This is a genomic window from Micromonospora arborensis (assembly GCF_003205615.1).
Classification (GTDB): Bacteria; Actinomycetota; Actinomycetes; order Mycobacteriales; family Micromonosporaceae; genus Micromonospora; species Micromonospora arborensis.
This window is the reverse complement of record NZ_PYBV01000036.1, coordinates 65,794-91,939: the sequence shown is the minus strand read 5'-3', so window position 1 is coordinate 91,939 and position 26,146 is coordinate 65,794. Positions and strand designations below refer to the sequence as shown.

Below are 26,146 nucleotides of genomic sequence, written 5' to 3'. Positions count from 1 at the left end.
CTTTAATGACGACATAAATTAAGCCGTGATGTAACTCCCGGGAAACGCCGACGGACCCCGGCGGCGCACCCCCGAACCCTGTCCGCGGCCGGCCACTCGTCGTCCCGACCCCTATCGGCGACGAAGGCCGGCGGACCCCCACCACGCACCGGAAGGGCTGACCCGTGTCGAGACGACACCTCGGGATATTCACCGCCGCCGTACTGGCCGCCGCCTCGCTGACCGCCTGCGGCGGCTCCGGCGACGACTCCGCCGCCTCGCCCAAGACGCTCACCTACTGGGCCAGCAACCAGGGCCCCAGCCTGGAGGCCGACAAGACGATCCTCCAGCCCGAGCTGGACAAGTTCGAGAAGCAGACCGGGATCAAGGTCACAATCGAGGTGGTCCCCTGGTCGGACCTGCTCAACCGCCTGCTCGCCGCCGCGGCCTCCGGCAAGGGCCCGGACGTGGTCAACATCGGCAACACCTGGTCGGCGTCCCTACAGGCCACCGGCGCGCTCGTCGAGTTCGACGACGCCACCCTGCAGGCCGTGGGCGGCAAGGACCGGATCGTGCCCGCCGCGCTCGCCGCCGCCGGCGCCCCCGGCAAGCCGCCAGCCGCCGTGCCGCTCTACAGCATGGCGTACAGCCTGTACTACAACAAGAAGGCGTTCGCCGACGCCGGCATCACCGCACCGCCGACCACCTGGGAGCAGCTCGCCGAGGACGGCAAGAAGCTGAGCACCGGCGGCAAGTGGGGCCTGGCGATCGAGGGCGCCAACCCGTCGGAGAACGCCCACCACGCCTTCACCTTCAGTCAGCAGTACGGCGGTGAGTGGTTCGACTCGGCCGGCAAGCCGACCTTCGACACCCCGCAGAACGTCTCGGCGATCAAGCGGTACATCGACTTCATGGCCGCCGACAAGATCACCAACCCGAGCAACGCCGAGTACGCGCAGAACCAGTCGGTCTCCGACTTCGCCAACGGCAAGGCCGCCATGCTGCTCTGGCAGTCCGCCGGATCGAACCTGAAGACGCAGAACATGCCCGCCGACGCGTACGGGGTGGCCCCGGTGCCGTTCCTGGCCAGCCCGCCGGCCGGCGGCAAGAAGGTCAACAGCATGGTCGCCGGCATCAACATGGCGGTCTTCAAGCACACCAAGAACAAGGACGGCGCGCTGAGCTTCGTCAAGTTCATGACCAGCGACGAGGAGCAGACGCTGCTCAACAAGACGTACGGCTCGCTGCCGGCGGTGAAGACCGCGGGCGCCGACCCGGCGTTCAGCGCCACCGAGCAGAAGAACATCCAGGAGACCCTGGTCACCACCGCGGCCCCGCTGCCGCAGGTGCCCGAGGAGAGCACCTTCGAGACCCTGGTCGGCACCGCGATGAAGGAGCTGTTCGCGGACGCGGCCAGCGGCAAGCCGGTCACCGAGGCGTCGGTGAAGGCGAAGCTGACCGACGCGCAGCAGAAGATGCGCTGACCCAGGCGTCACCGGTGGCCGTGGTCGGGCGCTGCGCCCGGCCACGGCCACCGACTCCGAGAGGACCCCGATGGCAACCAGCACCGCCGCGCCGGACGCCGACCGACGCGAACCCCGGGCCGGGTCACCGGCCCGGAAGCCGGCCCGCCGGCCCCACGGCCCCCGTCGCTCGCTCCTGCCGTATCTGCTGCTCGCACCGGCCGTCGTGCTGGAACTCGCCGTCCACGTGATCCCGATGGTGGTCGGGGTCTGGATGAGCCTGCTGGAGCTGACCCAGTTCCACATCCGCGACTGGTCCACCGCCCCCTTCATCGGGTGGGAGAACTACCGGGCGACGCTCGACCTGAACAGCGCCGCCGGCAAGGAACTACTGCACTCGTTCTGGGTCACCCTGGCCTACAGCGTGCTCTCGGTCGGGTTCGCCTGGCTGCTCGGCATCTCGGCGGCGGTCGTCCTGCAACGGCCGTTCCGCGGGCGGGCGATCCTGCGGGCGCTCTTCCTCACCCCGTACGCCCTGCCGGTCTACGCCGCGGTGATCACCTGGAGCTTCCTGCTGCAACGCGACACCGGCCTGGTCAACCACGTCCTCGTCGACCAGCTCGGGCTGCTCGACGAGCGGCCGTTCTGGCTGATCGGCGACAACAGCTTCGCCTCGCTGCTGGTGGTGTCGGTGTGGCGCAACTGGCCGTTCGCGTTCCTCTGCCTGATGGCCGGCCTGCAGAACGTCTCCGGCGAGCTGTACGAGGCCGCCGCGATCGACGGCGCCGGGTTCTGGCGCCGGCTGCGCTCGGTGACGCTGCCGATGCTGCGGCCGGTGAACCTGGTGCTGCTGCTGGTGCTGTTCCTGTGGACCTTCAACGACTTCAACACCCCGTACGTGCTCTTCGGCGGCTCCGCGCCGGAGCAGGCCGACCTCATCTCCATCCACATCTACCGCAGCTCCTTCAAGACCTGGGACTTCGGCTCCGGCTCGGCGATGTCGGTGGCGCTGCTGCTGTTCCTGCTGATCGTCTCGGCCGCGTACCTGCTGATCACCAACCGTCGGAGGGACGACCATGCGTGAGACCGCCGGTGAGCGTTGGGGCCGGCGCATCGTGCTGACCCTGCTCGCCCTCTTCGTCCTCATCCCGCTCTACGTGATGGTCACCTCCGCGGCGAAGCCGTTGCAGGACGTGCAGAACGGTTTCACCTGGTGGCCCAGCCGGCCCACGCTGCAACCGTTCGTGGACATGTGGAGCACCGTGCCGCTGGCCCGGTACCTGGTGAACAGCCTGGTGGTGTCGAGCATCGCGGCGGTCTGCTCGGTGGCGGTGGCCATCTTCGCCGCCTTCGCGGTCAGCCGGTACCGGTTCCGCGGCCGGGGCGTCTTCTCGGTGACGGTGCTGTCCACCCAGATGTTCCCCGGCATCCTGTTCCTGCTGCCGCTGTTCCTCATCTACGTCAACCTGGGCAACGCCACAGGCATCGAGCTGTACGCCAGCCGTACCGGCCTGGTGATCACGTACCTGACCTTCTCGCTGCCGTTCTCGATCTGGATGCTGGTCGGCTACTTCGACTCGATCCCCCGTGGCTTGGACGAGGCCGCGCAGGTCGACGGGGCCGGGCCGCTGCGCATCCTGTTCCGGGTCATCCTGCCGGCCGCCGTGCCCGGCGTCGTCGCGGTCACCGTGTACGCGTTCATGACCGCCTGGGGTGAGGTGCTCTTCGCCTCGGTGATGACCGACGAGGGCAGCCGCACCCTGGCCGTCGGCCTGCAGGGCTACTCCACCCAGTTCAACGTCTACTGGAACCAGATCATGGCCGCCTCGCTGGTGGTCAGCGTCCCGGTCGTCGTCGGGTTCCTGGCCCTGCAGCGCTACTTCGTCGCCGGCCTCACCGCCGGCGCGGTCAAGTGAATCATCCAATCCCAGAGGAGAACCTTCCCGTGCCCGACCTGTCCAAGCTGCCACCCGACTTCCTCTGGGGTGTCGCCACGGCGGCGTACCAGATCGAGGGGGCCGTCGACGTCGACGGCCGGGCGCCGTCCATCTGGGACACCTTCTCGGCGACCCCCGGAAACGTCGACAACGGCGACACCGGCGCGGTGGCCTGCGACCACTACCACCGGTGGCCGGAGGACCTGGCGTTGCTGCGCCGGCTCGGCGTGGACGCGTACCGTTTCTCGGTGGCCTGGCCCCGGGTGATGCCCGACGGCGTCGGGCGGGTCAACCCCGCCGGGCTGGACTTCTACGACCGGCTCGTCGACACGCTGCTCGCCGACGGCGTCCGGCCGTTCGTCACGCTGTACCACTGGGACCTGCCGCAGGCTCTGCAGGACTCCGGCGGCTGGCCGGAGCGTGCCACCGCCGAGGCGTTCGCCGACTACGCGGCGGTGGTCGCCGCCCGCCTCGGCGACCGGGTGGCCGACTGGAGCACCGTCAACGAGCCCCTCTGCGTGTCCTGGATCGGGCACCTGGAGGGGAAGATGGCCCCCGGCGAGCGGGATCTGACCCGCGCGGTGCACACCTCGCACCACGTGCTGCTCGGGCACGGTCTGGCCACCCAGGCGGTCCGGGCCAACGCGTCCCGGCCGGCGTCGATCGGACTGGTGCTCAACCTCAGCCCGATCGAGGCGGCGACCGACCGGCCGGAGGACGTCGCGGCCGCCCGACGGGCAGACGGGCACGTCAACCGGTGGTGGCTGGACCCGATCCACGGGCGCGGCTACCCCGCCGACATGATCGCCACCTACGGGGTCGAGCCGCCGGTACGCGGCGACGACCTGACGGTGATCGCCACGCCCACCGACTACCTCGGGGTGAACTACTACTTCCGGCAACTGGTGGTCGACGACCCGACCGGCGCGGCGCCGTACGCCCGGCAGGTGCCGGTGCCCGGATCGGTGGAGACCGCGATGGGTTGGGAGAACTACCCGCCCGGGCTGGAGCGGCTGCTCGTCGACGTACACGAGGGGTACCGGCCGGGCCGGATCATCGTCACCGAGAGCGGCTCGGCGTGGCCGGACGAGGTCACCGCGGACGGCACGGTGCAGGACAAGGAGCGCACCGACCATCTGGAGCAGCACCTGGCGGCGTGCGCGTCGGCGGTGGCCCGGGGTGTGCCGCTGGGCGGCTACTTCGTCTGGTCGCTGCTGGACAACTTCGAGTGGGCGTACGGCTACGACAAGCGCTTCGGGCTGGTGCACGTCGACTACGCCACCCAACGCCGGACGGTGAAGGCGAGCGGCCTGCGCTACGCCGACCTGATCCGCGCCCACCATCGTCTCGCCGGGGCGACCGGCACCGCCACGCAGGTGGCCTGAACGGGGGCGGTGAGGCCGGCCGGCCGGGGTGCCGCGTTGGCGACCCCCGGGCGGCCCTCCTCGTCCCTTGGGCGGAACGTCCGGTTGCCGCTGCCCTGAGCGGTTAGCCTTCCCCAGTGGCCGAAGCCCCCGACGAGGTCGAGCAGACCGGCGCCGGCTCACGTCTGTCCGGCACCGATCGGATGACCGCGTTCAGCGACGGCGTGTTCGCGATCGTGATCACCCTGCTGGTGCTCGACCTGCGGGTGCCGGAATACCACGAGGGCGAGCTGCTGGCCGGGCTGCGCAGCGAAGGCGCCTCCTACCTGGCCTTCGTCGTGTCGTTCGTCTACATCGGGGTGCTCTGGCTCAACCACCACGCGCTGTTCAAGCTGATCCGCGCGACGACCCTCACCCTGAGCTGGATCAACCTCGCCGTGCTCTTCGGCGCGGTGATCATTCCGTTCCCGACCGCGGTGCTGGCGTCCGCGCTCACCCACGGGGACACCGCCGACCAGCGCGCGGGCGTCGCCCTGTACGCGTTGGCGGCGGCGCTGATGTCCGCACCGTGGCTGGTGTTCTTCGGCTACCTGCACCGCCACCCCGAGCTCCTTGATCGTGGGGTCAGCCCCGAGCATGTCCGGACGCAGCGGCTGCGACCGGTCACCGGCCTGGTCCTGTACGGGTTGAGCGGCCTGCTCGGCTGGTTCGTCAACCCGGCGCTGGGCCTGATCGGCATCATCGTCATGATCACCTATCACGCGGTGACCAGCCAGGGGCTGCGTCGGCGGCGCGGGCGGCGCTGACCGTTCGGGGCAGGTCGGCGGGGGTGTCCACGTCGACAGGTGAGCCGACGTCGTCGCAGGGCACCTGCACCACCAGGTCCGGCCGGTCACGCAGCAGGTCCCGGGCGCCCCGGTCGCCGACGGCGTAACCGTCCAGCAGCGGCCAGGTCTCCCGGGTGAGCAGGACCGGATGCCCCGGCCGGCCGGCGTAGGTGGCGACCGCGATGATCGCGCCACCGGCGTACGCCCCCCGTACCCGGCGAACCGCGACCGGGCTGAGCAGCGGCTGGTCGACGAGCACCACGACAGCGGCCGACACGTCGGCGGGCAGCGAGGCCAGGCCGCGGCGCAACGACGAGCCCAGCCCCTCGGGCCAGCGGTCGTGGCGAACCGGCACCGCGCCGGGCAGGTCGGGCACCTCGTCGGCGCCCGCGCCGATCACCACGTGCACGGGCGTGCAGCCGCCGTCGCTCAGCAGCCGGACTCCGCGCCGCGCCAACGGCTCGCCATCCAGCTCGACCAGCGCCTTCGGCCGGCCGTACCGCCGCCCGGCACCGGCGGCCAGCACCAGCCCGGCGGTCACCGGCAGGTCGGGCACCCGGGTCACCTCCTGCGTTATTCGCCCCTGTATGTACCGGTAAAGCTAGTCTGGGCCGGTGCAGGGCGGACCAGAGAACGCGACGACGACCGACGAACGGCACTCGTCCCGGGTGGCGTTCGAGGTCAACGGCGCCACCCGCGAGGTACGGCTGGACAATCGCACCACCCTGCTCGACACGCTGCGCGAGCACCTCGGCCTGACCGGGGCGAAGAAGGGCTGCGACCACGGCCAGTGCGGCTCCTGCACCGTGTTGCTGGACGGCCGCCGCGTGAAGAGCTGCCTGGTGTTCGCGGTCACGCTCGACGGCCGGTCGGTGGTGACGGTCGAGGGGCTGGCCGGGCCGGACGAGCTGTCCCCGCTGCAGGCCGCATTCATCGCGCACGACGCGTTCCAGTGCGGCTACTGCACCCCCGGGCAACTCTGTTCCGCCCGCGGCATGCTCGACGAGGTCGCCCGGGGCTGGCCCAGCGCGGTCACCGACGACCTGAGCGCGCCGGCCGAGCTGACCGACGCGGAGATCCGCGAGCGGATGGCCGGCAACCTGTGCCGCTGTGCCGCGTACCCGCACATTGTGGCGGCCGTGCGCGAGACGGCGGCGACGCGATGAGAGCGTTCCGCTACCACCGGCCCGCCGACGTGGCCGACGCGGTGGCCGTGCTCGGCGCGGAACCGCAGGCGGCCTACCTGGGCGGCGGGACCAACCTGGTGGACCTGATGAAACTGGGGGTGCAGCGCCCCGACCTGCTCGTGGACGTGACCGGCCTCCCGCTGGACAGCGTCGAGGAGCTGCCCGACGGCGGGCTGCGGGTCGGCGCGACCGTCCGCAACAGCGACCTCGCCGCGCACCCGGTGGTCCGCCGGGACTACCCGGTGCTGGCCCGCGCCCTGCTCGCCGCCGCCTCCGGGCAACTCCGCAACATGGCCACCACCGGCGGCAACCTGTTGCAGCGCACCCGCTGCGTCTACTTCCAGGACACCGGCAAGGCGTGCAACAAACGTGCGCCGGGCAGCGGTTGCGCCGCACTGCACGGCCAGAACCGCGACCTGGCCGTGCTCGACTGGTCCGAACAGTGCGTGGCGACCCACCCGTCCGACCTTGCCGTCGCGCTGGCCGCACTCGACACGGTGGTGGAGGTGCACGAGACCGACGGCACCCGCGACATCCCGATCACCGCCCTCTACCGCTCCCCCGGGGCGCACCCCGAGCGCGAGACCACCCTGGCCCGGGGTGCGCTGATCACCGCCATCCGGTTGCCGCCGCTGCCGGCCGCACGCCGCTCGACGTACCTCAAGGTGCGCGACCGGGCCTCGTTCGCCTTCGCCGTCGGGTCGGTGGCCGCGGTGCTGGACCTCGACGGCGGTGTGGTCCGCGACGTGCGGCTCGCCTACGGGGCGGTGGCGCACCGGCCGTGGCGGGCCTACCGGGCCGAGGCCGAGCTGCGGGGTCGAATGTTCAGCCCGGAGCTGGCGGGGCGGGCCGCCGACGTCGAGCTGGCCGAGGCACGCCCGTTGCGGCACAACGGGTTCAAGGTGCCACTGACCCGGGCCATCACTGTGCGGGTGCTCAGCGAACTGGCGTCGTCGTGAGCACCGGCGCGGTCGGCCGGGCGTACCCCCGGCTCGAGGGCAGGGAGAAGGTCACCGGCACGGCCCGGTACGCGGTGGAGTACCCGGTGGACGGGGTCACCTACGGCTGGGCGGTGCCGTCGGCGGTGGTGCGGGGCCGCATCACCCGGGTCGACACGGCCGAGGCGCTCGCGTCGCCCGGTGTGCTGGCCGTCCTGCACCACGGCAACGCGCCCCGCCTCGCGCCCGGCCCGCAGCCGGAGGTGTGGCTGTTGCAGGAGCCGGCGGTGCACTACCGGGGGCAGTTCGTCGCGGTGGTGGTGGCCACCAGTCTGGAGGCGGCCCGCGAGGGCGCCCGGCTGGTCCGGATCGACTACGACACCGGGCCGCACAGCACGGTGCTCGCCGCCGACCACCCCGGCCTGTACCGGCCGGACAAGGTCAACCCCAACTATCCCACCGACACCGCCGAGGGCGATTTCGACGCCGGGTACGCGGCCGCCCCGGTGCGGGTGGACGCCACGTACCGAACGCCGGCCTACCACAACAACCCGATGGAACCGCACGCCACGACGGCGCACTGGCGCGACGGGCGGCTGTTGGTGCACGACTCCACCCAGGGCGCCTCGCTGGTGCGGGCCACGCTGGCCGAGCTGTTCGAGGTGCCCCCGGAGTCGGTCCGGGTCATCGCCGAGCACGTCGGTGGCGGCTTCGGCAGCAAGGGGTACGCCAAGGCCTCGGTGGTGCTGGCCGCCCTCGCGGCCCGACACGTGGACCGACCGGTCCGGCTGGCGCTGACCCGTCAGCAGCTGTTCGGGCCCGTCGGTTACCGCACCCCGATCATTCAGCGGGTCCGGCTCGCCGCCGACGCCGACGGGCGACTCACCGCGATCTGCCACGACGCGATCAGCCAGACCTCGACGATCCGGGAGTTCGCCGAGCAGACCGCCGTCTACACCCGCAGCATGTACGCCGCGCCCCACCGACGCACCACGCACCGACTGGTCCGCCTCGACGTACCCACACCGTTCTGGATGCGCGCTCCCGGCGAGTGCCCCGGCGCGTACGCCCTGGAGTCGGCGATGGACGAGTTGGCCACCGCCGTCGGCATCGACCCGGTGGAGTTGCGGATCCGCAACGACGCGCAGGTCGACCCCGACCAGGGGCGGCCGTTCACCAGCCGCAACCTGGTGGCCTGTCTGCGCGACGGTGCGCAGCGCTTCGGCTGGGCGGACCGGGACCCGACGCCCCGCGCCCGGCGCGACGGGCGCTGGCTGATCGGCACCGGGGTGGCCGGGTCGAGCTACCCGGCCCGGGCCAGGCCGTCGTCGGCCACGGCCACCGCCCGGCCCGACGGCAGCTTCCTGGTACGGATCAACGCCACCGACATCGGCACCGGCGCCCGAACGGCGATGTGGCAGGTGGCCGCCGACGCGCTCGGGGTGCCGCCGGAGCGGGTGGAGATCCGCATCGGGGACAGCGATCTGCCGACCGCGGCGGTGGCCGGCGGCTCGATGGGCACGGCCAGTTGGAGCTGGGCGGTGATCCGGGCCGGTCAGGCGCTGCGCGAGAAGCTTCGGGACCTTCCCGGCGACGAGCCGTCTGGCGAGGTGACCGTCGAGGTGAGCACCGACGACGAGGTCGGCGGCCAGCCCACCCTGCCCCGGTACGCGTACGGGGCACAGTTCGTCGAGGTACGGGTGGACGCGGACACCGGTGAGGTGCGGCTGAACCGGATGCTCGGGGTGTTCGCGGCCGGGCGGATCGTCAACCCGACGACGGCGCGCAGCCAACTCGTCGGCGGCATGACGATGGGGTTGTCGATGGCGCTGCACGAGGAGGGCCTGCTCGACGAGCGGTACGGCGACTGGGTCAACCACGACCTGGCCACCTACCACATCACCGTGTGCCCGGACGTGGAGTCCATCGAGGCGTACTGGCTGGACGAACAGGACGACGAGCTGAACCCCGCCGGGGTGAAGGGCATCGGCGAGATCGGCATCGTCGGCGCCGCGGCGGCTGTCGCCAACGCGGTGCACCACGCCACCGGCGTTCGGATCCGGGAGCTGCCGATCCGCGTGGACAAGCTCGTCGGGTTATCAGCTCTAGCTTAAATAAGCGGCTGGTGATATAAAGGCGTCGTGCACGCCTTCGACGTGCTGGGCGATCCGGTCCGGCGCCGCATCCTGGAACTTCTCGCCAACGGCGAGCAGACCGCCGGCGCGGTCAGCGCGGTCATCCGCGACGAGTTCGGCATCTCCCAGCCAGCCGTGTCCCAGCACCTCAAGGTGTTACGGGACAACGGCTTCGCCACCGTCCGGCCGGAGGGCACCCGGCGGCTGTACGCGGTCGACCCACGCCCACTGCGCGAGGTCGACGGCTGGCTGGAGCACTTCCGCCGGTTCTGGACCCCACCCCTGGCGGCACTCGCCACCGAGCTGGCCCGGGGCCGACGCGAACGTCGGCTGAACGGGCCCGCCGACCCACCCGACGAGAGGAACACCTGATGATCGACGCGATCGAGCAGATCAACGCCGTCCAGCGACAGGTCGGCAGCCGCACCCTGGAGGCCGGCGAGGCCCGCGTGAGCACGCTCAGCCAGACCTACCAGGCGACGCTCGACGATCTGTGGGACGCCTGCACCAACCCCGAACGCATCCCACGCTGGTTCCTGCCGATCACCGGTGACCTGCGGCTGCACGGCAGGTACCAACTCCAGGGCAATGCCGGCGGCACCATCGAAAGCTGCGACCCGCCGCACGCCTTCACCGCCACCTGGGAGTTTGGCGGCGAAGTGAGCTGGATCGAGGTGCGGCTCACCCCGGTCGACGCGGAGCGGACCCGCTTCGAGTTGGACCACATCGCGCACGTCGACCAGGACCGGTGGGCCCAGTTCGGGCCTGGTGCCGTCGGCGTCGGCTGGGACCTGGGGCTGCTCGGTCTCGCCTCCCACCTGGCCGCCGACGGCAGCGGGGTCACCCCGGAGCAGAGCGCCGAGTGGAGCGCGTCCGACGAGGGACGGCGGACCATGGAGCTGAGCAGCCACCTGTGGTGCGAGGCGAGCATCGCCGCCGGCACCGACGCCGACGAGGCGAAGGCCGCCGCCGAACGCACCACCGCCTTCTACACCGGCACCCCGGAGGCCTGAGCGGCAGCGGCGGAGCGGGGCGGGAGCGGCAGCGGGAGCGCGGGAGCGGCGGGGCGGGAGCAGCGGGCGGGAGCAGCGGAGCGGCAGCGGCAGCGGCGGAGCGGGGCGGGAGCGGCAGCGGGAGCGCGGGAGCGGCGGGGCGGGAGCAGCGGGCGGGAGCAGCGGAGCGGCAGCGGCGGAGCGGCAGCGGCGGAGCGGCAGCGGCGGAGCGGGGACAGCGGCAGCGGCAGCGCGGGTAACGTGCTGCGGCATGACCGGCCAGCCGTACCCGTACTCGCACTGCTCCTTCTGCGGCGCCGCCTACCCGGCGGGCGCCGGTTGGCCGCGGGTCTGCGCGGTCTGCGGCGAAACTGTCTGGCGCAATCCCCTGCCCGTGGCGGTCGCGGTGCTGCCGGTCCGCACGGCCGAGGGCCTGGGCGTGGTGGTGGTCCGCCGGGACATCGAGCCGGCCCGCGGCCTGCTCGCGCTGCCCGGCGGCTTCATCGAGTACGGCGAGGAGTGGTCCGAAGCCCTCGTCCGTGAGTTGCGGGAGGAGACCGGGCTGATCGCGGCTGCCGAGGATGCCCAGCTCTTCGCAGTGCACGGCGCGCCGACAGGTGGCACGATGATGATCTTCGGAGTGCTGCCCGAGCGATCGGCCGAGGACCTGCCACCGTCGGCGCCGACCGCAGAGGCGACCGAATGGCTGGTGCTCACCGACCCGGTCGAGCTGGCGTTCTCCACCCACACCCAGGTGCTAGCCGACTTCCTAACCTCCAACCGCCCCGCCTGACTCCCCGCGGCCGCCTCGAACACGCACCCCGCCCCGACTACCTCCGTTGCCCTGCCGCCGAACACCCCCACCCCCGCCGCCCGAACACCCCTGACCCCGCAAGATCGTGCTCGATCCTGCTTGTAGTGCCATCAAAAGCCGGCGAGGCCACTACTTCCAGGACAACACCGTTGCGTTATGGCGTAGGGCGAGATGGCAACCCCTGCGGAGCAAGGGGGCCGCACCGATCTTGCAGTTTCGGTTGTCAAAATGGGTGGGATAACCGTTGTGTCGGGACAGAAAGCGCAAGATCGCGGAGCAGGGACAGTCCAGCCTCGTCGATCAAGGAGTTGTGGTGCCTGATTTGGCATCTTGCAGGCAACTTGTCACCCACCACAACTCCATGATCGACGGGGCGGGTGGGTGACGAACAGCCGCTCTGCCTGACGCAACGGTGTTGACCTTCCAGGATCGAGCACGATCTTCCGGCGCGGGGCGCGGGGGCGGTTGCAGGGGTGGGTGAGGCTCCGGGTGAGCGTGCCTCAGCGGGGTAGGGCGTCGTCGGCGCCCGTCAGGTAGCCGCTGGCCTGAAGGTCGAACAATTCGCGGTAGAGGCCGTTCGCGGCCATCAGCTCGTCGTGGCGGCCCTGCTGGACGAGTCGACCCCGTTCCATGACGAAGATCCGGTCCGCGTGGCGGACGTTGGCGAGCCGGTGGGTGATCAGGACGACCGCCCGGTCGGGGCGGCGGCGCAGATGCTGGAACAGGGCGTGTTCGGCGCGCGCGTCCAGGGCTGCCGAGGGTTCGTCGCAGATCAGCAGGGCGGCGTCCCGGTAGAGGCCGCGTGCGGCGACGAGCCGCTGCCACTGCCCGCCGGACAGCTCGTGGCCGTCCTTGAACTCCCGGTCCAGCAGGGTGTCGTAGCCGCGCGGCAGGCCGACGATCATGTCGTGGGCGGCGGCTGCGGCAGCGGCCTCCTGGACGCTGGGGCCGGACCGCTCCGGCGGCCGGTCGTGCCGCCCCACGCGGATGTTCTGCCCGGCGGTGAAGGGGAACTTCCACCACTCCTGGGTCATCACGGCCACCTGGGCGCCGAGGGTACGTGGGTCCAGCTCGGCGGCGTCGACGCCGTCCCAGCGGATCACCCCACCGGTCGGCCGGTAGAGCCCCGCGATCAGTTTGGCCAGGGTGGTCTTACCGGAGCCGTTCTCGCCGACCAGTGCGATCACCTCGCCCCGGCGGACGCTCAGGCTGACCCGGTCCACTGCCGGGGTGTCGGTGTCCGGGTACCTCAGGCTCACGTCGTCCAGCTCGATCACGCCGACACCGTCGGCCATCCGGTCGCCGCCGATCGGCACCCGGGCGTGGGCGCGTGCCAGGAAGTCCTGGTAGTCCTGATAGTAGAGGGCGTCCTCGTACAGCGAGTTGGTGGCGATGACCGCCACGCCCAGGCTGTTCCGCGCGGACTGCAACGCGAGCAGGGCGGTGGCCGCGGCGGCGAGGGCGACCATCCCGTTGAGCAGCAGGCCGCCGAGGACCGCGTACACCCCGAAGGTGGCCACCCCCGCCACCGTCGCGCCGATCACCCGCGTGCCGGTCTGTGAGCGGACCAGCCGTAGCTGGGCCCGGGTCTCGACGGCCATCACCCCGCGGTACTCGGCGAGCAGGAAGTCGCGCATCTGGTACGCGCGCACCTCGGCGGCGGTGTGCCGGTTGGCCATCAGGTGGGCCAGCATCCACATCCGACGCTGTCGGGTGATCCGGGCCAGCATCGCCAGATACTCCCGGCGGGCCATCCGCACCGCCGTGATCGCCTGGGGTACCGCAGCGAGCAGCAGGCAGGGCAGCAGCAGCGGTTGAATGACGGTCACCGCCACGGCGGTGGCGAGCATCCCGACCACGCCGGTGACCAGGTTGACGGTGTGGTCGACGATGTACGCGGCCTCCGCCATCCCCCGGTCCCGCGCCCGGTCCATCTCCTCGGCGAAGCCGGCATCGTCGAACGCGGCCAGCTCCACCGCGGTGGTGGCCTCGAACAACCGCAGCTCCACCTGATAGTTGATCTGTGGGGTCAGTCGGGCCTGGGCCCAGCCGGCCGCGATCGCCAGGCCGCCGCGCGCCGACACCGCCGCCGCGGCCACGACCAGCGCCGGCAGAGCCGAACGGACCCGGTCCGGGGTGGGGCCGGCGGCGAACAGCTCGCGCAGCACACTGGTCGTGGCGAGCAGGCCGAACGTGGTCATCACCCCGGCGGCGATGTTCAGGCCGATCGAGGCGACCGTGTCCCGACGGTTGGTGGCCCAGGCCAGCCCGACCGCCTCCCGGACCAGCCGGGGCAGCCGGCGGGCCACCGCCCAGAAGCTGGTGTGCGCGAACTCCTGCGCGTGGTGCATCCAGTCGCGGTCCTCCAACTCCGGCAGCATCGTGCCAGGAGGCGGATCACCCGGCTGGTCGTCGTCCTCGGTGGCGGTGCGCTGGCGGGCCATCGACTCCACGGGCCCTCCTCGGGGGCGGGGATCACAGACGCCGCCCGAGACTACTGCCCGCGACCACTCGATGTCTCTAGGTAGTCGGCGCGTCGTGCGGCATGTCCGGTGCGCCCTCCGTGATCGGCAGCAGCACCCGGAACGTGGTCCTCCCCGGCTCGGTCTCCACCCGGATGTCGCCGTGGTGCTTGCGCACCACGATCCGGTACGAGATGTCCAGCCCCAGGCCGGTGCCCGTGCCGACCGGCTTGGTGGTGAAGAAGGGCTCGAAGATGCGCGGACGCACCGCCGGCGGGATACCAGGACCGGTGTCGGTGACCTCCACCGCCAGCAGGTCGCCGCTGAGTCCGGTACGAACGGTCAGCACCCCCTTCTCCCCCATCGCGCCCAACGCGTTGTCGATCAGGTTGGTCCACACCTGGTTCAGCTCAGCCGCGTACGCCGGAATCGGTGGGAGACTGCGGTCGTACTCGCGGACCAGCTTGACCTCGGCGGGGATCTTCCCCTTGAACATCACCAGCGTGGCGTCGAGCAGGTCGTGCACGTCCACCACCCGGTGCGGCGCGCGGTCCAGCTGCGAGTACTGCTTCGCGGCGTCGACCAGTCCGGAGATCCGGGTGACCGCGTCGCCGATCTCGCGCATCAGCAGCTCGGTGTCGACGGTGTAGGTGAGCCAGCGAACCGCCGCTTCCAGGTCCGCGGCACCCACCGCAGCCTTCACCTGCGCCAACCAGGCCGCGTCGAGCCCGCCACCCACCAGGATCGGCGCCAGGTCCCAGGCGCCGCCCACCCCGTGCTCCTCCAGCCAGTCGGTGAGGGTGTCCTCGGCGTCGGCGGTGGCCATCGGGGTCAACTTCGGCGCGGTGGCGACCCGGGCGACGGCCTCCTCCTGCAACGCGACCAGACCGTGCAGAGCACGGCCGTCGAGCCGACCGTCGGCGATCATGGCAAGTTTGTGCCGCATCCCGGCAACCCGGTCACGCAGCACCGACGTGGCCCGCACCGCAGCCGCGGCCGGGTTGTTCAGCTCGTGGGTCAGCCCCGCCGAGAGCGAGCCGAGGGCCAGCAGTCGCTCCCGCTCACCGACGATGGCCTGACTGTCCCGCATTCCGAAGAACAGCCCCTCCAACAGGTGCATGGGCATCGGAAACCAGGACCGCAGGGCGTACGCGATGTCCTCCGCCGGCAGCACGAAGAACTCCGCGTCGGTCACCGCCCGCAGGCTGTTGCGATAGATCTGCTCGACCTGGTCACCCAGGTACGACTGAGTGGCCCCGCCGTACACCCCGCGCTGGTCGGTTCGACTGACCTCGACGTCGTCGCCACGCACCAGGCGACTCAACGCCACCGCCCCGCGCACCAGCACGAAGAAGCAGGTGGCGGGCTCACCCTCGCCGTACACCAGAGTGCCCCCGGCGCGCTGCTCGACCCGGCCGCGCTCGGCCAGCCAGGCGAGCTGCCCGTCGTCGAGGGCCTCGAACAGGAACAGGGTGCGCAACTGTGCCGGTGTCAGCCGGTCAGACTCGATGGTCACTGGGCCTCCTTCGCTCGCGACTGCGGGGCTCGCAAACCCGGCTCACTCCTCGCGCTCACTGGGCCTCCAGGTAACGGTGCACGAGCGAGACGGCCATCGCGCCCTCGCCGACAGCGGAGGCGACCCGCTTGACCGACTCGGCCCGCACGTCCCCGGCGGCGAACACCCCCGGCACGCTGGTCTCCAGGTGGTACGGGTCGCGCGACAGCGACCAGCCGGCCGGCCGACGCCCCCCGGCGAGCAGATCCGGGCCGGTGACGATGAAGCCGCGCCCGTCGCGGACCAGCACCCCGTCCAGCCAGTCGGTCCGGGGCTCCGCGCCGATGAAGATGAACAGCCAGGAGGTGTCGACCGAGCGGGCCTCCCCGGTGCGGGTGTCGCAGAGGGTGAGCCGTTGCAGGTGGTCCTCCCCCGCCGCGCCGACGACGGCCGTGTGCGGGTGCACGGTGATCCGGTCGATCCGTTCCAACTGGTCGATCAGGTAACGCGACATCGAGGCGGTCAGGTCCGCGCCGCGGATCAGCAGGTGCACCCTCGACGCGTACCGGGAGAAGTGCACCGCCGCCTGGCCGGCGGAGTTGGCCCCGCCGACGATGTAGACGTCCTGCTCGACGCAGCTCGGCGCCTCGGTCGCGGCAGCGCCGTAGAACACCCCCCGGCCGGTGAAGTCGGCCAGCCCGGGGGCGTCGAGCACCCGGTACGACACCCCGGTGGCCAGCACCACGGTGTGCGCCGCGATCTCGGTGCCGTCGCCGAAGCGCAGCAGCCGTGCGCCGCCGGCCTCACTCAGACCCACCACCTCCCGGGCGCTGAGCAGCTCGGCGCCGAACTTGACCGCCTGCCGCCGGGCCCGATCGGTCAACTGCGCGCCGGAGACGCCGTCCGGGAAGCCCAGGTAGTTTTCGATTCGGCTGCTCTGCCCGGCCTGCCCGCCGGTCGCCCGTCGCTCGACGAGCACGGTGCGCAGCCCCTCCGACGCGCCGTAGACCGCCGAGCCGAGGCCGGCCGGGCCACCGCCGATCACCACCAGGTCGTAGAAGTCGGAGGCGGGCACCACTGTCAACCCGGCCAGCGCGGCCAACTCGGTCTCGCTCGGGGCGATCAACGCCTTACCCTCGGCGGTCACCACCAGCGGCACGTCCGCCTCGGTGGCTCCGGCCGCGTCGAGCAGGCGGATGCCCTCCGGGTCGTCGGACAACATCCAGCGGTACGGCACCAGGTTGCGGGCCAGGAAGTCGCGGACCTTGAACGACGGCGCCGACCAGCGATGCCCGACGACCCGGATCTCGGCGCTCGCCGCGTCCGGGGTGACCGCCCACGCCTCCAGCAGCCCGTCCACCACCGGATACAGCTTCTCCTCCGGCGGATGCCAGGGCTTGAGCAGGTAATGGTCCAGGTCGACCACGTTGATGGCCTCGATCGCGGCGTCGGTGTCCGCGTACGCGGTGAGCAGCACCCGGCGGGCGGCCGGAAAGATGTCCATGGCCGCCTCGAGGAACTCGACGCCGGTCATCTCCGGCATCCGGTGGTCGGCCAGCAGCAGCGCCACCTGTTCGCCGCGCAGCTTGACCTCCCGCAGCGCGTCCAACGCCTCCGGTCCGGAGGAGGCCCGCACGACCCGGTAGCGGTCGCCGTAGCGGCGCCGGATGTCCCGGGCCACCGCCCGGGAGACCACGGGGTCGTCGTCGACGCTCAGGATCACCGGGTTAGCCATGGCGCCATGAAATCACCTGTTGCGGGTGGACGGCACCACCGCCTGGGCGCCGACGCACGGTTGACCGGGTTGAGGATGGGTAAGCCGGGGAGCCGCGTGGGTGGCCGTACATCGACCACCGCCCGGCTGCCGCGCACACCTCGGGGGGCCCATGGCGGACGTGTCGCCGACCGAAGAGCCGACGTCGGGCGGGATCGTTGAGTTGCGGGTGCACGGCGTCTCCGGGTCGGGCGCGGACCAGGTGTTGAACCGGCCGTACGTGCACCAGGTCGCCGGAGACCGCAGCGGAGGATTCTACCGACCGCGTCCCGGCTATCCCGACTCGACCGGGACCGACGGGGTGACATTGGAGGCGTACCGCTGGAGCGACCTACCGTCCGGCACCGCCGTGCGGACGCTGTCGCTGGTGTTCCTGCTGCCGTTCATGCTCTGCAACGTGGCGCTCTGGATGCATCCGACGATCCACGGCTGGAAGAACGTGGTCGTCGCGCTGTGCCGGGTGCTCGCGCTCACCCTCACCATGCTCTACGTGCTCTCCATCGTCGGGGTGGCGGTGGACCTGATCGCCTGGCGCTGCATGGGCACGCCGTCGTGCATGACCGGCCGGAGTTGGCTGTCCTGGCTCGGTGGCCGCCCGACGGGGCTGCGCCTGGGTGTGCTGGCACTGGTGCCGGTCGCCGCGATCGGGCTCGTCTGGTGGCTGAGCACCCGTCTCAGTCACTCGTTCGACGCGTTCCGCACCCGCGATCCGGCAACCTCGAAGCACCAGTTGAGCGCGGTCGGCCAGTGGGACGGCGCACCGCTGGTCGGTCGGCTGCGCTCGGTGCACGTCGCGGCCGCCTTCGCCACGCTGGACGGCAGCCTGCTGGCCGCGCGGGCCAGCCAGCACCACTCGTCGACGATGGTGGTGCTGCTGGCGGCAACCGGGGCGGTGCTGCTCACCTGCCTGGTCCTGCTCATCGCGGTGCGCAGCATCGACCGGACCGACCCGGCACCGGGCATGGACGCCTTCTTCCGCGGGCTGCGGACGATCGCCTGCGGCGTGACGATCCTGGTGATCGTGCACATCGTGACCAGCCCGGCGCCGTGGTCGCGGAGCCGCTCGTTGCCCGGGTACGGCGCCATCGTGGCCTGGCTGTTCGTCAGCCAGACGGTGCTGGTGGTGATCCTCGCGGTCGTGGTGATCTGGCGGCGGGGCGGCGGGCATCCCGACGGCAAGGGGCGTCCCGCGCCCCTGCGTGCGTTGGGCGCACCGGTCCTGGTCACGATCGCCGCGGGGCTCGCGGTGGCGTTCTCCGCCGAGTTGGTCTATCGGACCGCAGACGTGTTGGACGACGGCGGAACGACCGCGGACAGCCTCGTGACCAGCCCGCCACTGGCGTACAAATGGGCGATTTTCGGGTTTTTCCTGGCGGTGTTGAGCGCGTTGCTGGCGGCCGGCGTGGTCACCGTGCTGAGCCGGGGTCGTCGGTGGCGGGCCGCGCGGGCGATCGTGGCGGCGGACTTCCCGCACGCCCCGCCGGAGGCGGCCGAACGGCTGCGCCAGGTCGAGCAGGCGGTTGCCCGGGCACGGTTCACCGAACGGCTGGAGCCGCTCACCGTGGTCTACGCCGGGCTGGCCGCGCTCGGGCTGGCGACCAGCGCGCTCGGGCTGTTCCAGATCTTTCCCGGTGACGTGTCGCAGCAGTACGTCGGCCTACCCGAGAGCTTCGTCAACTTCTTCATCGGAACGGGCAGCTACGTGATCGCCGCGATCGTGCTCGGGCTGGTGATCGGCGGTATCTTCGCGTACCGAACGGCGGGATTCCGCCGGTACGTGGGCGTCCTGTGGGATCTGGGCACCTTCTGGCCCCGTGCGGCGCACCCCTTCGCCCCGCCCTGCTACGCGGAGCGGGCCGTGCCGGAGTTGGCCAAACGGATCTCCTACCTGGTGGAGCAGGGGCAGGGTGTGCTGCTGACCGGGCACAGCCACGGGTCGGTGCTGCTCGCCGCCACGGTGCTGCAACTGCCGGCCCGGGTCACCGACCGGGTCGCCCTGCTGACCCACGGGTCACCGCTGCGCCGGTTGTACGCACGGCTGTTTCCCGCGTCCGTCAACGTGTCGACGCTTGAGGAGATCGGCGAGCGGGTCGGCTGGCGCTGGGTGAACCTGTGGCGCGACACCGACCCGATCGGCGGCTGGATCTTCGCCCCACACTGGGCCGGAGACAGCGAGACGCCGGCCGGACCGGCGGCGGCGGTGGACCGGCGGTTGACCGACCCGCTGGACGTGGTGCCGCCCCCCAGCGACAGCGTTCCCCCGCCGATCCTGGCGCACTGGCCGTCGGAGTCGGAGGAGGCGTTCGCCCAGGCGGCGCGGGACCTGATCGCGCGACTGCACCCGGACCGCCCCGGGGCGGGCTGATCCGGCGGCCGGATATCGTCGCCGGGTGAGCCCGTCGAAGCAGCCCGAACGCCGGTTGATCGCCTCGAACAAGAAGGCCCGGCACGAGTACACCGTGCTGCGCACCTATGAGGCGGGCATCGTGCTGGTCGGCACCGAGGTGAAGTCGCTGCGCGAGGGGCGGGCCTCGCTGGTCGACGCGTTCGCGCACGAGCGCGACGGCGAGATCGTGCTGTACGGCCTGCACATCGCCGAGTACGCCTACGGCACGTGGACCAACCACACTCCCCGCCGCAACCGCAAGCTGCTGCTGCACCGGGCCGAGATCGACCGGATCCTGGACAAGGTCCGCGAGGGCGGGGTGACCCTGGTCCCGCTGTCGATGTACTTCGAGAACGGCTTCGCCAAGGTCGAGCTGGCCCTGGCAAAGGGCAAGCGCTCCTTTGACAAGCGGCAGACGCTGGCCGAGCGGGACGCCAACCGGGAGATCGCCCGCGAACTGGGCCGACACCTCAAGGGCCACCCCCGCCGGCCCTGAGCTGCCCTCCTTCGCGCAGGTCGCGGGTCTCTCACCGCGGGTTGCGGGTCTTTCACCGCGGGTTTCGGCGCGGCACGCCGGGACGTCGTTGACGTCATCCGCCCAGCGTGGTCTGCCCTGTTCGCACCGTTAATGACAACGGTATTCATTGTCTAGAAGCGGAGGAGAACCATGTCACTCACCGTCCCGCCCGCCCTGCTCGACGCCGCCGAACGCGGCCCCGTCGACGACGAGGCGTTCATCGCCTGCGTCCGCGACTCCCTCCCGTACGCCTGGGCCACCGTCAGCCGAGTGGTGGCCGAACTCGAGGCCGGCGACGCCGACCTAGCGGACAACAGCGTTCCGCCGCCCACCGACGCCGACCGAGGTCAACTGCTCCGGGCACTGGCGAGCGACGCGATCCGCGCCGGCCTGGAACGACACTTCGGCGTACGCCTCGCCTTCCAGAACTGCCACCGCGTCGCCGCGTTCCGCCCCTCGGCCGTCGACGGGGAGCGCTACCGGCGCTTCGTGTCGACCCGTGGCCAACTGCTTAACCAGTCCCCCGAGCTGCGCAACTGCTGACCGGCGGGGCGGGCGGGCAGCCCCCCGCGAGCCCGCCCCCCCCGGCCCCCCCCGGCGCCCCGCGCCCCGCCCGCCCCGCCGCCTCGGGCCCCGCCGTCTCGCCGCCCGCCGTGATCGTGCTCGAACCAGGATGTAGTGGCCTCGCCGAGGCACCGACACCACTGCATCCTGGTTCGAGCGTGATCATGTGGTCAGTGGCCAGGACGGACGCAGACAAGGACGACAGTCGCAGTTGCTGGCGGTCACACTCATTTGCCCACACGGATGCTGTCCGGATCGGGCTTTTGCCCTCGCAGATGCGGGGGTTAGGGTGAGCGGGTGACGAGGTTCCGGATCGGGGAGGCGGCCGACCTGCTCGGCGTCAGCGCCGACACGGTTCGCCGCTGGGTGGACGCCGGGCGTGTGACGGCCGAGCGCGACGAACACGGCCACCGGGTGATCGACGGGGTTGATCTGGCGGCGTTCGCCCGCGCCCAGGCCGCCGACCCGGACGCGGGCGCCGAGTTCTCCTCGGCCCGCAACCGGCTGCGCGGCATCGTCGTCGACGTTCGCAAGGACACGGTGATGGCCCAGGTCGACATCCAGGCCGGCCCGTTCCGGGTCGTGTCGTTGATGAGCCGGGAGGCGGTCGACGAGCTCGACCTGCGGGTCGGGTCCGTGGCGGTCGCGGTGATCAAGTCAACCACGGTGGTGGTGGAGCGGGCCGCTCCCCCGACGGCGAGGGGGAGGGCCGGCGGATGAGCGGGCGGGCGACGCGCACGGTGGTGGCCGTGCTGGTGGCGGCGCTGACGGTCACCGGCTGTGGTGCGGGCGACGACCGGGCGTCCGGCGGCGCCGGGGACGGCCGGGTCACCGGTGCGGTGACGGTGTTCGCGGCTGCCTCGCTGACCGAGTCGTTCACCCGGATCGGCAAGGACTTCGAGGCCGCCAACCCGGGCAGCACGGTGACCCTCAACTTCGCCGGCAGTTCCGCCCTCGCCAACCAGATCAACCAGGGTGCGCCGGCAGATGTGTTCGCCTCGGCCGCCCCGGCGAACATGACCACGGTCACCGAGGCCGGCAATGCCGACGGCGCACCGAACGTCTTCGCCCGCAATCAGTTGGTGATCGCGGTGCCCCGGGGAAACCCGCGTCAGGTGACCGGGCTGGCCGACCTGAGCCGGCCGGGCGTGAAGGTGGCGCTCTGCGCCAACCAGGTGCCCTGCGGCGCGGCGGCCCGCACCGCCCTGGACTCGGCCGGCGTCGCGCTGACGCCTGTCACCCTGGAGCAGGACGTCAAGGGCGCGCTCGCCAAGGTGAAGCTCGGCGAGGTCGACGCGGCCCTGGTCTACCGCACGGACGCGCGGGCCGCGCACGCCGACGTGACCGGCGTGGAGTTTCCCGAGTCGGCGCGGGCGGTCAACGACTACCCGATCCTCGCGTTGAAGGACGCGCCGAATCCGACCGGCGCGCGGGCGTTCGTCGCGTACGTCCGCTCGACGCCGGCGCAGGCGGTCCTCGCCGAGGCCGGTTTCCAGACCCCATGACTCAGGTTCGCGACCACACCGCGCCCCGACGGCGGGGGCGGGTGCCGGCGGCGCTGCTGGTCCCCGCCGGCCTCGGGCTGCTCTTCCTCGTCCTGCCGCTGGCCGGGCTGGTGATCCGGGCACCGTGGACGACCCTGCCGCAGCGGCTCACCGAGCCGGGCGCGTTGACCGCTCTGCGGCTGTCGGTGCAGACCGCGACCCTGGCCACCGTGCTCTGTCTGCTGCTCGGGGTGCCGCTCGCCTGGATGCTGGCCCGGGTCGAGTTCCCCGGCCGCCGGCTGGTACGCGCGCTGGTCACCGTGCCACTGGTGCTGCCGCCGGTGGTCGGCGGGGTGGCGCTGCTGCTGGTCTTCGGCCGGCGCGGGCTGCTCGGCGGTTGGCTCGACGCCACGTTCGGCATCACCCTGCCCTTCACGACCGCGGGTGTCGTGTTGGCCGAGTCGTTCGTCGCGATGCCGTTCCTGGTCATCGCCGTGGAGGGTGCGCTACGCGCCGCCGACCACCGCTACGAGGAGGCCGCCGCGACGCTGGGCGCCAGCCGATGGACCACCTTCACCCATGTCACGCTGCCGCTGGTGGCGCCCGGGCTGGCCGCCGGGGCGGTGCTCTGCTGGGCGCGGGCGCTCGGCGAGTTCGGTGCCACCATCACCTTCGCCGGCAACTATCCCGGCCGGACACAGACCATGCCGCTCGCCGTCTACCTGGCGTTGGAGACCGACCTGGAGTCCGCGATCGTGCTCAGCCTGGTGCTGCTCGTCGTGTCGGTGGGCATCCTGGTGGCGTTGCGGGACCGCTGGATGACAAGCGCATGAGCGGGGCGCTGCTCGACGCCCGGCTCGTCGTGGAGCGGGGCGCCTTCCGGCTCGACGTGCCGCTGCGGGTCGCGCCCGGCGAGGTGGTCGCGCTGCTCGGCCCGAACGGCGCTGGCAAGACCACCGCGTTGCGCGCGCTGGCCGGGCTGCATCCGCTCACCAACGGGCACGTCACCCTCGACGGCATCGACCTGGACCGCCCGGCGACGCGGGGCTGGGTGCCGACCGAGCGCCGGTCGATCGGCGTGGTCTTCCAGGACTATCTGCTCTTTCCGCACCTCAGTGCGTTGGACAACGTGGCTTTCGGGCCGCGCCGGCACGGTGTCGACCGACGGGCCTCCCGTGCCACCGCCCGGGAGTGGCTCGGCCGGGTGGGGCTTTCCGCGCAGGCGCACCGCCGGCCCCGGCAGCTCTCCGGCGGCCAGGCGCAGCGGGTGGCGCTGGCCCGCGCGCTGGCCGTCGCACCGGCACTGCTGCTGCTGGACGAGCCCCTGGCCGCGCTGGACGCCCGCACCCGGTTGGACACCCGCGCGGAGCTGCACCGCCACCTGTCCGCCCACCCGGGCGCGACGGTGCTGGTCACCCACGACCCGCTGGACGCGCTGGCGCTGGCCGACCGCCTGGTCATCGTCGAGGGTGGCCGGGTGGTGCAGGAGGGCGACGGGCCGAGCGTCACCGCCCGCCCGCGCACCGACTACGTCGCCCGGCTGGTCGGGCTGAACCTCTACCGTGGTCGGGCCGAAGGGCACGGGGTACGCGTCGCGCCGGAGCTGACCCTCACGGTCGCCGACCGGCTGGACGGCGAAGCCTTCGTGGCGTTCCGTCCGGCGGCGGTGGCCCTGCACCCGACCCGACCGGAGGGCAGCCCCCGCAACACCTGGGCGGGCACCGTGGCAGGTGTGCAGCGGCACGGCGACAACGTACGGGTGCAACTCGACGGGCCGATCGGGGTGGCCGCCGACGTCACACCGGCCGCCGCGGCCCAGCTGCGGTTGGCCCAGGGCCAACGGGTCTGGGTGGCGGTGAAGGCGGCCGAGACGCACGCCTACCCGGCGACGGGCTGACGTCAGCCGGCGAGCAGGTCGTTGTGCGCGGCGCGCAGCCGGGCCAGCGTCGGGTCGCTGCCCGAGACGACCCGTCGATCCAGCTCGGCCCACACCTCGGCGAGTGCCGCGCGGATCGCACCGAGCTCGGCGGCGTGCCGCTGAGTGCTGCGCCGGTGCTGCTCGTCGAGGCGCCGTGCCCAGCCGGCGGTGACCGTGGCGAGGCGGTCGGCGTCGGCGCGGGCCTGCGCGCCGCTGCGGGCGGCCGTGGCGGGAACGATCGCGGCGACCGGGCGGGGATCGCCGTCGCGGGTGACGACGGTGACCGCGTCGGTCAGCTCGGCCAGCGCGACGAGCTGACTGAACCGGGTGCGCGCCTCACGCAGCGGCACGGAACGCGGCGGGTCGGGGTGCGGGGTGAGCGCGGGAACGGCCATGAATGCATCGTGCCGCGCGGGTATGACAACTATTCGCTGTCGTCAGTGGACGGTGCGTGGCCCGGTGAGGCAGCACCTTCCCCGAAACTGTGCGCAATCCTGGGGCACGAGCGCGACCCGATCAGATGATCATGTGGGTCCAGTAGCTGAGCCAGAGCACGAACAGCGCGCCCTGCACCACGGCGAGCGCCGCGGTCAGCCACACGTCGACGCTGGTGTGGCGGGCCCAGCGGGCCAGCACCAGGGCCACCGGGAACGCGGCGAGCAGGTAGCGCAGCAGGCTCCGGTACACCGCCGGGCCCATCGACAGAGGCACCAGCACCATGAGTACGCCGTACACCAGGTAGGCCAGCTCCCGGCGGCGGAACCCGGCGACCAGCACGCCCAACACGGCCACGGCGAAGAGGACCCGGGCGGCATCGCGCGGCTCCCCGGCCAGCCCGTCCAGCAGCACCGGCACCGGGTTCTGCACCTCGATGCCCCACCCGGTCTGCTGGGCGTGCTGGTAGGCGAACCAGTCTCCGCCGCGCCACCAACAGAACGCCATGAAGGTGAACCAGCCGGCGGGCAGCAGCAGCAACGGCCAACCGGTCCGCAGGTAGCCGAGCAGCGCGCGCGGGCCGAGTCGCCAGTCGTGCTGACGGAGCAGGACCAGGGCCAGCGGTAGCGCGACGAGCAGGCCGACCGAACGACTCATCGCCAGGAAGTAGCCGAGGACGCCGACCAGCAGCCACTGGTGTCGCTCGGCGTGGTAGAACGCGGCCAACGCGAGACAGACGAAGAGCGACTCGGTCAGCGCCGCCTGGAAGAGGAACGCGGTCGGCAGCAGCACCAGGTACCGGGTGAATCGGCGGGCCGCCTGCGCGTCGCCGAGCAGCAGCTCGGCCAGCCGGTAGCCGTACCAGAGCGCCAGCAGGAACGCGACGTTGCTGATCAACAGCAGGGCCAGCGCGGTGTCGCCACCGAGCAGTGCGCCGACCGGCCGGGCCAGGAACGGGTAGAGCAACGGGAAGCCGAAATCGTTCCACGGCCCGGTCAGGGGCAGTTCGCTCAGTCGCAGGTAGAGCAGCCCGTCCCAGGCGAACCAGAAGGAGATCCACCGATGCCCGGAGACCTCCCGCTGCTGCGCCCACATCAATGCATCGTCCGCCGGTGGCGCCCCGGGAACGCCGTCCCAGGCGTGCAGGACCAGCAGCCCGAGCAGGGTGAGCAGCAGCTTCGCGCCGAGGAACAGGCCGATCACGTACGACCAGGGTGCCGGCACCCGGCGGGCCGCGCGCGCTCCGGCGCGGCCTGCCTCGGCAAATCGGACGGCCAGCGTCGCCGCGCCGCTCCGCCACCGGTGCATCCGCCCCGCTCCCCCGCCTGCCGGCCCGCCCGTCGCACAGGAGTGTCGTACACGCCGTTGTACGTCGCCACGCGCCACTCCGCAGCGGAAACGATCGTTGACCAAGAGTGACATTCGACGCAGAGCGGGTACGGGCGGCGCTTCAACCAGGGCAGGTGAGCAGGGAG

Annotated in this window: 24 protein-coding genes; 18 read left to right on the top strand and 6 right to left on the bottom strand. The window is 71.9% G+C overall.

Annotated features, from left to right (window positions below; all coding sequences use genetic code 11):
* Nucleotides 1-164 precede the first annotated feature (164 nt).
* The 5 genes from C7C45_RS25910 (at nt 165) to C7C45_RS25890 (ending at nt 5,549) form a co-directional block, all read left to right on the top strand.
* Nucleotides 165-1,463: an ABC transporter substrate-binding protein gene (locus C7C45_RS25910; protein WP_110566313.1), complete on the top strand. Its 1,299-nt coding sequence runs from the start codon at nt 165-167 to the stop codon at nt 1,461-1,463.
* 70 nt (nt 1,464-1,533) lie between these two features.
* The gene (locus C7C45_RS25905; protein WP_110566312.1) at nt 1,534-2,526 is read left to right on the top strand and encodes a carbohydrate ABC transporter permease; all 993 of its coding nucleotides are present in this window, start codon (nt 1,534-1,536) and stop codon (nt 2,524-2,526) included.
* Entirely contained in the window at nt 2,519-3,358 is an 840-nt protein-coding gene (locus C7C45_RS25900; protein WP_110566311.1) for a carbohydrate ABC transporter permease, read from the top strand. Before C7C45_RS25905 ends, C7C45_RS25900 begins: the two co-directional genes overlap by 8 nt.
* Before the next feature lie 29 nt (nt 3,359-3,387).
* Nucleotides 3,388-4,764 carry a GH1 family beta-glucosidase gene (locus C7C45_RS25895; RefSeq protein ID WP_110566310.1) on the top strand — a complete coding sequence of 459 codons (1,377 nt, stop codon included), beginning with the start codon at nt 3,388-3,390 and terminating at the stop codon, nt 4,762-4,764.
* Nucleotides 4,765-4,880: 116 nt separating this feature from the next.
* Nucleotides 4,881-5,549, top strand: coding sequence for a TMEM175 family protein (locus C7C45_RS25890; RefSeq protein WP_110566309.1), 669 nt, complete (start codon nt 4,881-4,883; stop codon nt 5,547-5,549).
* Here C7C45_RS25890 and C7C45_RS25885 read toward each other — a convergent pair.
* On the bottom strand, nt 5,494-6,126 hold the full coding sequence (locus C7C45_RS25885) for a nucleotidyltransferase family protein (protein ID WP_208641331.1): 633 nt from the start codon (nt 6,124-6,126) through the stop codon (nt 5,494-5,496). The two genes, C7C45_RS25890 and C7C45_RS25885, sit on opposite strands and share 56 nt — an antisense overlap.
* A gap of 112 nt (nt 6,127-6,238) precedes the next feature.
* Between C7C45_RS25885 and C7C45_RS25880 the strand changes: the two genes are divergently transcribed.
* The 6 genes from C7C45_RS25880 to C7C45_RS25855 all read left to right on the top strand — a co-directional run bounded on the left by C7C45_RS25880 (nt 6,239) and on the right by C7C45_RS25855 (nt 11,615).
* Complete coding sequence (locus tag C7C45_RS25880; protein ID WP_208641354.1) at nt 6,239-6,736, top strand: 2Fe-2S iron-sulfur cluster-binding protein; 498 nt, start codon at nt 6,239-6,241, stop codon at nt 6,734-6,736.
* Entirely contained in the window at nt 6,733-7,716 is a 984-nt protein-coding gene (locus tag C7C45_RS25875; RefSeq protein ID WP_110566307.1) for an FAD binding domain-containing protein, read from the top strand. The genes C7C45_RS25880 and C7C45_RS25875 overlap by 4 nt, the downstream gene beginning before the upstream one ends.
* Nucleotides 7,713-9,809 carry a xanthine dehydrogenase family protein molybdopterin-binding subunit gene (locus tag C7C45_RS25870; RefSeq protein ID WP_110566306.1) on the top strand — a complete coding sequence of 699 codons (2,097 nt, stop codon included), beginning with the start codon at nt 7,713-7,715 and terminating at the stop codon, nt 9,807-9,809. Before C7C45_RS25875 ends, C7C45_RS25870 begins: the two co-directional genes overlap by 4 nt.
* Before the next feature lie 27 nt (nt 9,810-9,836).
* A complete protein-coding gene (locus C7C45_RS25865; protein WP_110566305.1) occupies nt 9,837-10,202 on the top strand; it encodes an ArsR/SmtB family transcription factor in 366 nt (121 codons plus the stop codon).
* Nucleotides 10,202-10,843: an SRPBCC family protein gene (locus C7C45_RS25860; protein ID WP_110566304.1), complete on the top strand. Its 642-nt coding sequence runs from the start codon at nt 10,202-10,204 to the stop codon at nt 10,841-10,843. Before C7C45_RS25865 ends, C7C45_RS25860 begins: the two co-directional genes overlap by 1 nt.
* Before the next feature lie 250 nt (nt 10,844-11,093).
* Entirely contained in the window at nt 11,094-11,615 is a 522-nt protein-coding gene (locus tag C7C45_RS25855; RefSeq protein WP_110566303.1) for an NUDIX domain-containing protein, read from the top strand.
* A gap of 521 nt (nt 11,616-12,136) precedes the next feature.
* On the opposite strand, the gene C7C45_RS25850 is transcribed toward C7C45_RS25855, so the two are convergent.
* From C7C45_RS25850 to C7C45_RS25840, 3 genes are all read right to left on the bottom strand, one after another.
* Entirely contained in the window at nt 12,137-14,080 is a 1,944-nt protein-coding gene (locus tag C7C45_RS25850) for an ABC transporter ATP-binding protein (protein WP_167454836.1), read from the bottom strand.
* A 76-nt stretch (nt 14,081-14,156) separates the two neighbouring features.
* Complete coding sequence (locus C7C45_RS25845) at nt 14,157-15,614, bottom strand: ATP-binding protein (RefSeq protein ID WP_110566301.1); 1,458 nt, start codon at nt 15,612-15,614, stop codon at nt 14,157-14,159.
* Between the two features lie 55 nt (nt 15,615-15,669).
* Entirely contained in the window at nt 15,670-17,328 is a 1,659-nt protein-coding gene (locus tag C7C45_RS25840; protein ID WP_110566300.1) for an NAD(P)/FAD-dependent oxidoreductase, read from the bottom strand.
* A gap of 151 nt (nt 17,329-17,479) precedes the next feature.
* Between C7C45_RS25840 and C7C45_RS25835 the strand changes: the two genes are divergently transcribed.
* The 7 genes from C7C45_RS25835 to C7C45_RS25800 all read left to right on the top strand — a co-directional run bounded on the left by C7C45_RS25835 (nt 17,480) and on the right by C7C45_RS25800 (nt 24,215).
* Nucleotides 17,480-19,732, top strand: coding sequence for a hypothetical protein (locus C7C45_RS25835; RefSeq protein ID WP_110566299.1), 2,253 nt, complete (start codon nt 17,480-17,482; stop codon nt 19,730-19,732).
* A gap of 25 nt (nt 19,733-19,757) precedes the next feature.
* A complete protein-coding gene (gene smpB / locus C7C45_RS25830) occupies nt 19,758-20,249 on the top strand; it encodes an SsrA-binding protein SmpB (RefSeq protein ID WP_110566298.1) in 492 nt (163 codons plus the stop codon).
* 171 nt (nt 20,250-20,420) lie between these two features.
* Complete coding sequence (locus C7C45_RS25825; protein ID WP_110566297.1) at nt 20,421-20,813, top strand: SCO5389 family protein; 393 nt, start codon at nt 20,421-20,423, stop codon at nt 20,811-20,813.
* Between the two features lie 318 nt (nt 20,814-21,131).
* Nucleotides 21,132-21,554, top strand: coding sequence for a TOBE domain-containing protein (locus C7C45_RS25815; RefSeq protein ID WP_110566295.1), 423 nt, complete (start codon nt 21,132-21,134; stop codon nt 21,552-21,554).
* The gene (modA, locus tag C7C45_RS25810; RefSeq protein ID WP_110566294.1) at nt 21,551-22,339 is read left to right on the top strand and encodes a molybdate ABC transporter substrate-binding protein; all 789 of its coding nucleotides are present in this window, start codon (nt 21,551-21,553) and stop codon (nt 22,337-22,339) included. Before C7C45_RS25815 ends, modA begins: the two co-directional genes overlap by 4 nt.
* Nucleotides 22,336-23,151, top strand: coding sequence for an ABC transporter permease (locus tag C7C45_RS25805; RefSeq protein ID WP_110566293.1), 816 nt, complete (start codon nt 22,336-22,338; stop codon nt 23,149-23,151). Before modA ends, C7C45_RS25805 begins: the two co-directional genes overlap by 4 nt.
* Nucleotides 23,148-24,215 (top strand): ABC transporter ATP-binding protein, encoded by a 1,068-nt coding sequence (locus C7C45_RS25800; RefSeq protein WP_110566292.1) that lies wholly within the window; start codon nt 23,148-23,150, stop codon nt 24,213-24,215. The genes C7C45_RS25805 and C7C45_RS25800 overlap by 4 nt, the downstream gene beginning before the upstream one ends.
* Before the next feature lie 2 nt (nt 24,216-24,217).
* Here the strand turns inward: C7C45_RS25800 and C7C45_RS25795 are convergent, their stop codons facing one another.
* Nucleotides 24,218-24,631: a type II toxin-antitoxin system Phd/YefM family antitoxin gene (locus C7C45_RS25795; protein ID WP_110566291.1), complete on the bottom strand. Its 414-nt coding sequence runs from the start codon at nt 24,629-24,631 to the stop codon at nt 24,218-24,220.
* Between the two features lie 121 nt (nt 24,632-24,752).
* Nucleotides 24,753-25,979, bottom strand: coding sequence for a hypothetical protein (locus C7C45_RS25790; RefSeq protein ID WP_244200566.1), 1,227 nt, complete (start codon nt 25,977-25,979; stop codon nt 24,753-24,755).
* Between the last annotated feature and the right edge of the window lie 167 nt (nt 25,980-26,146).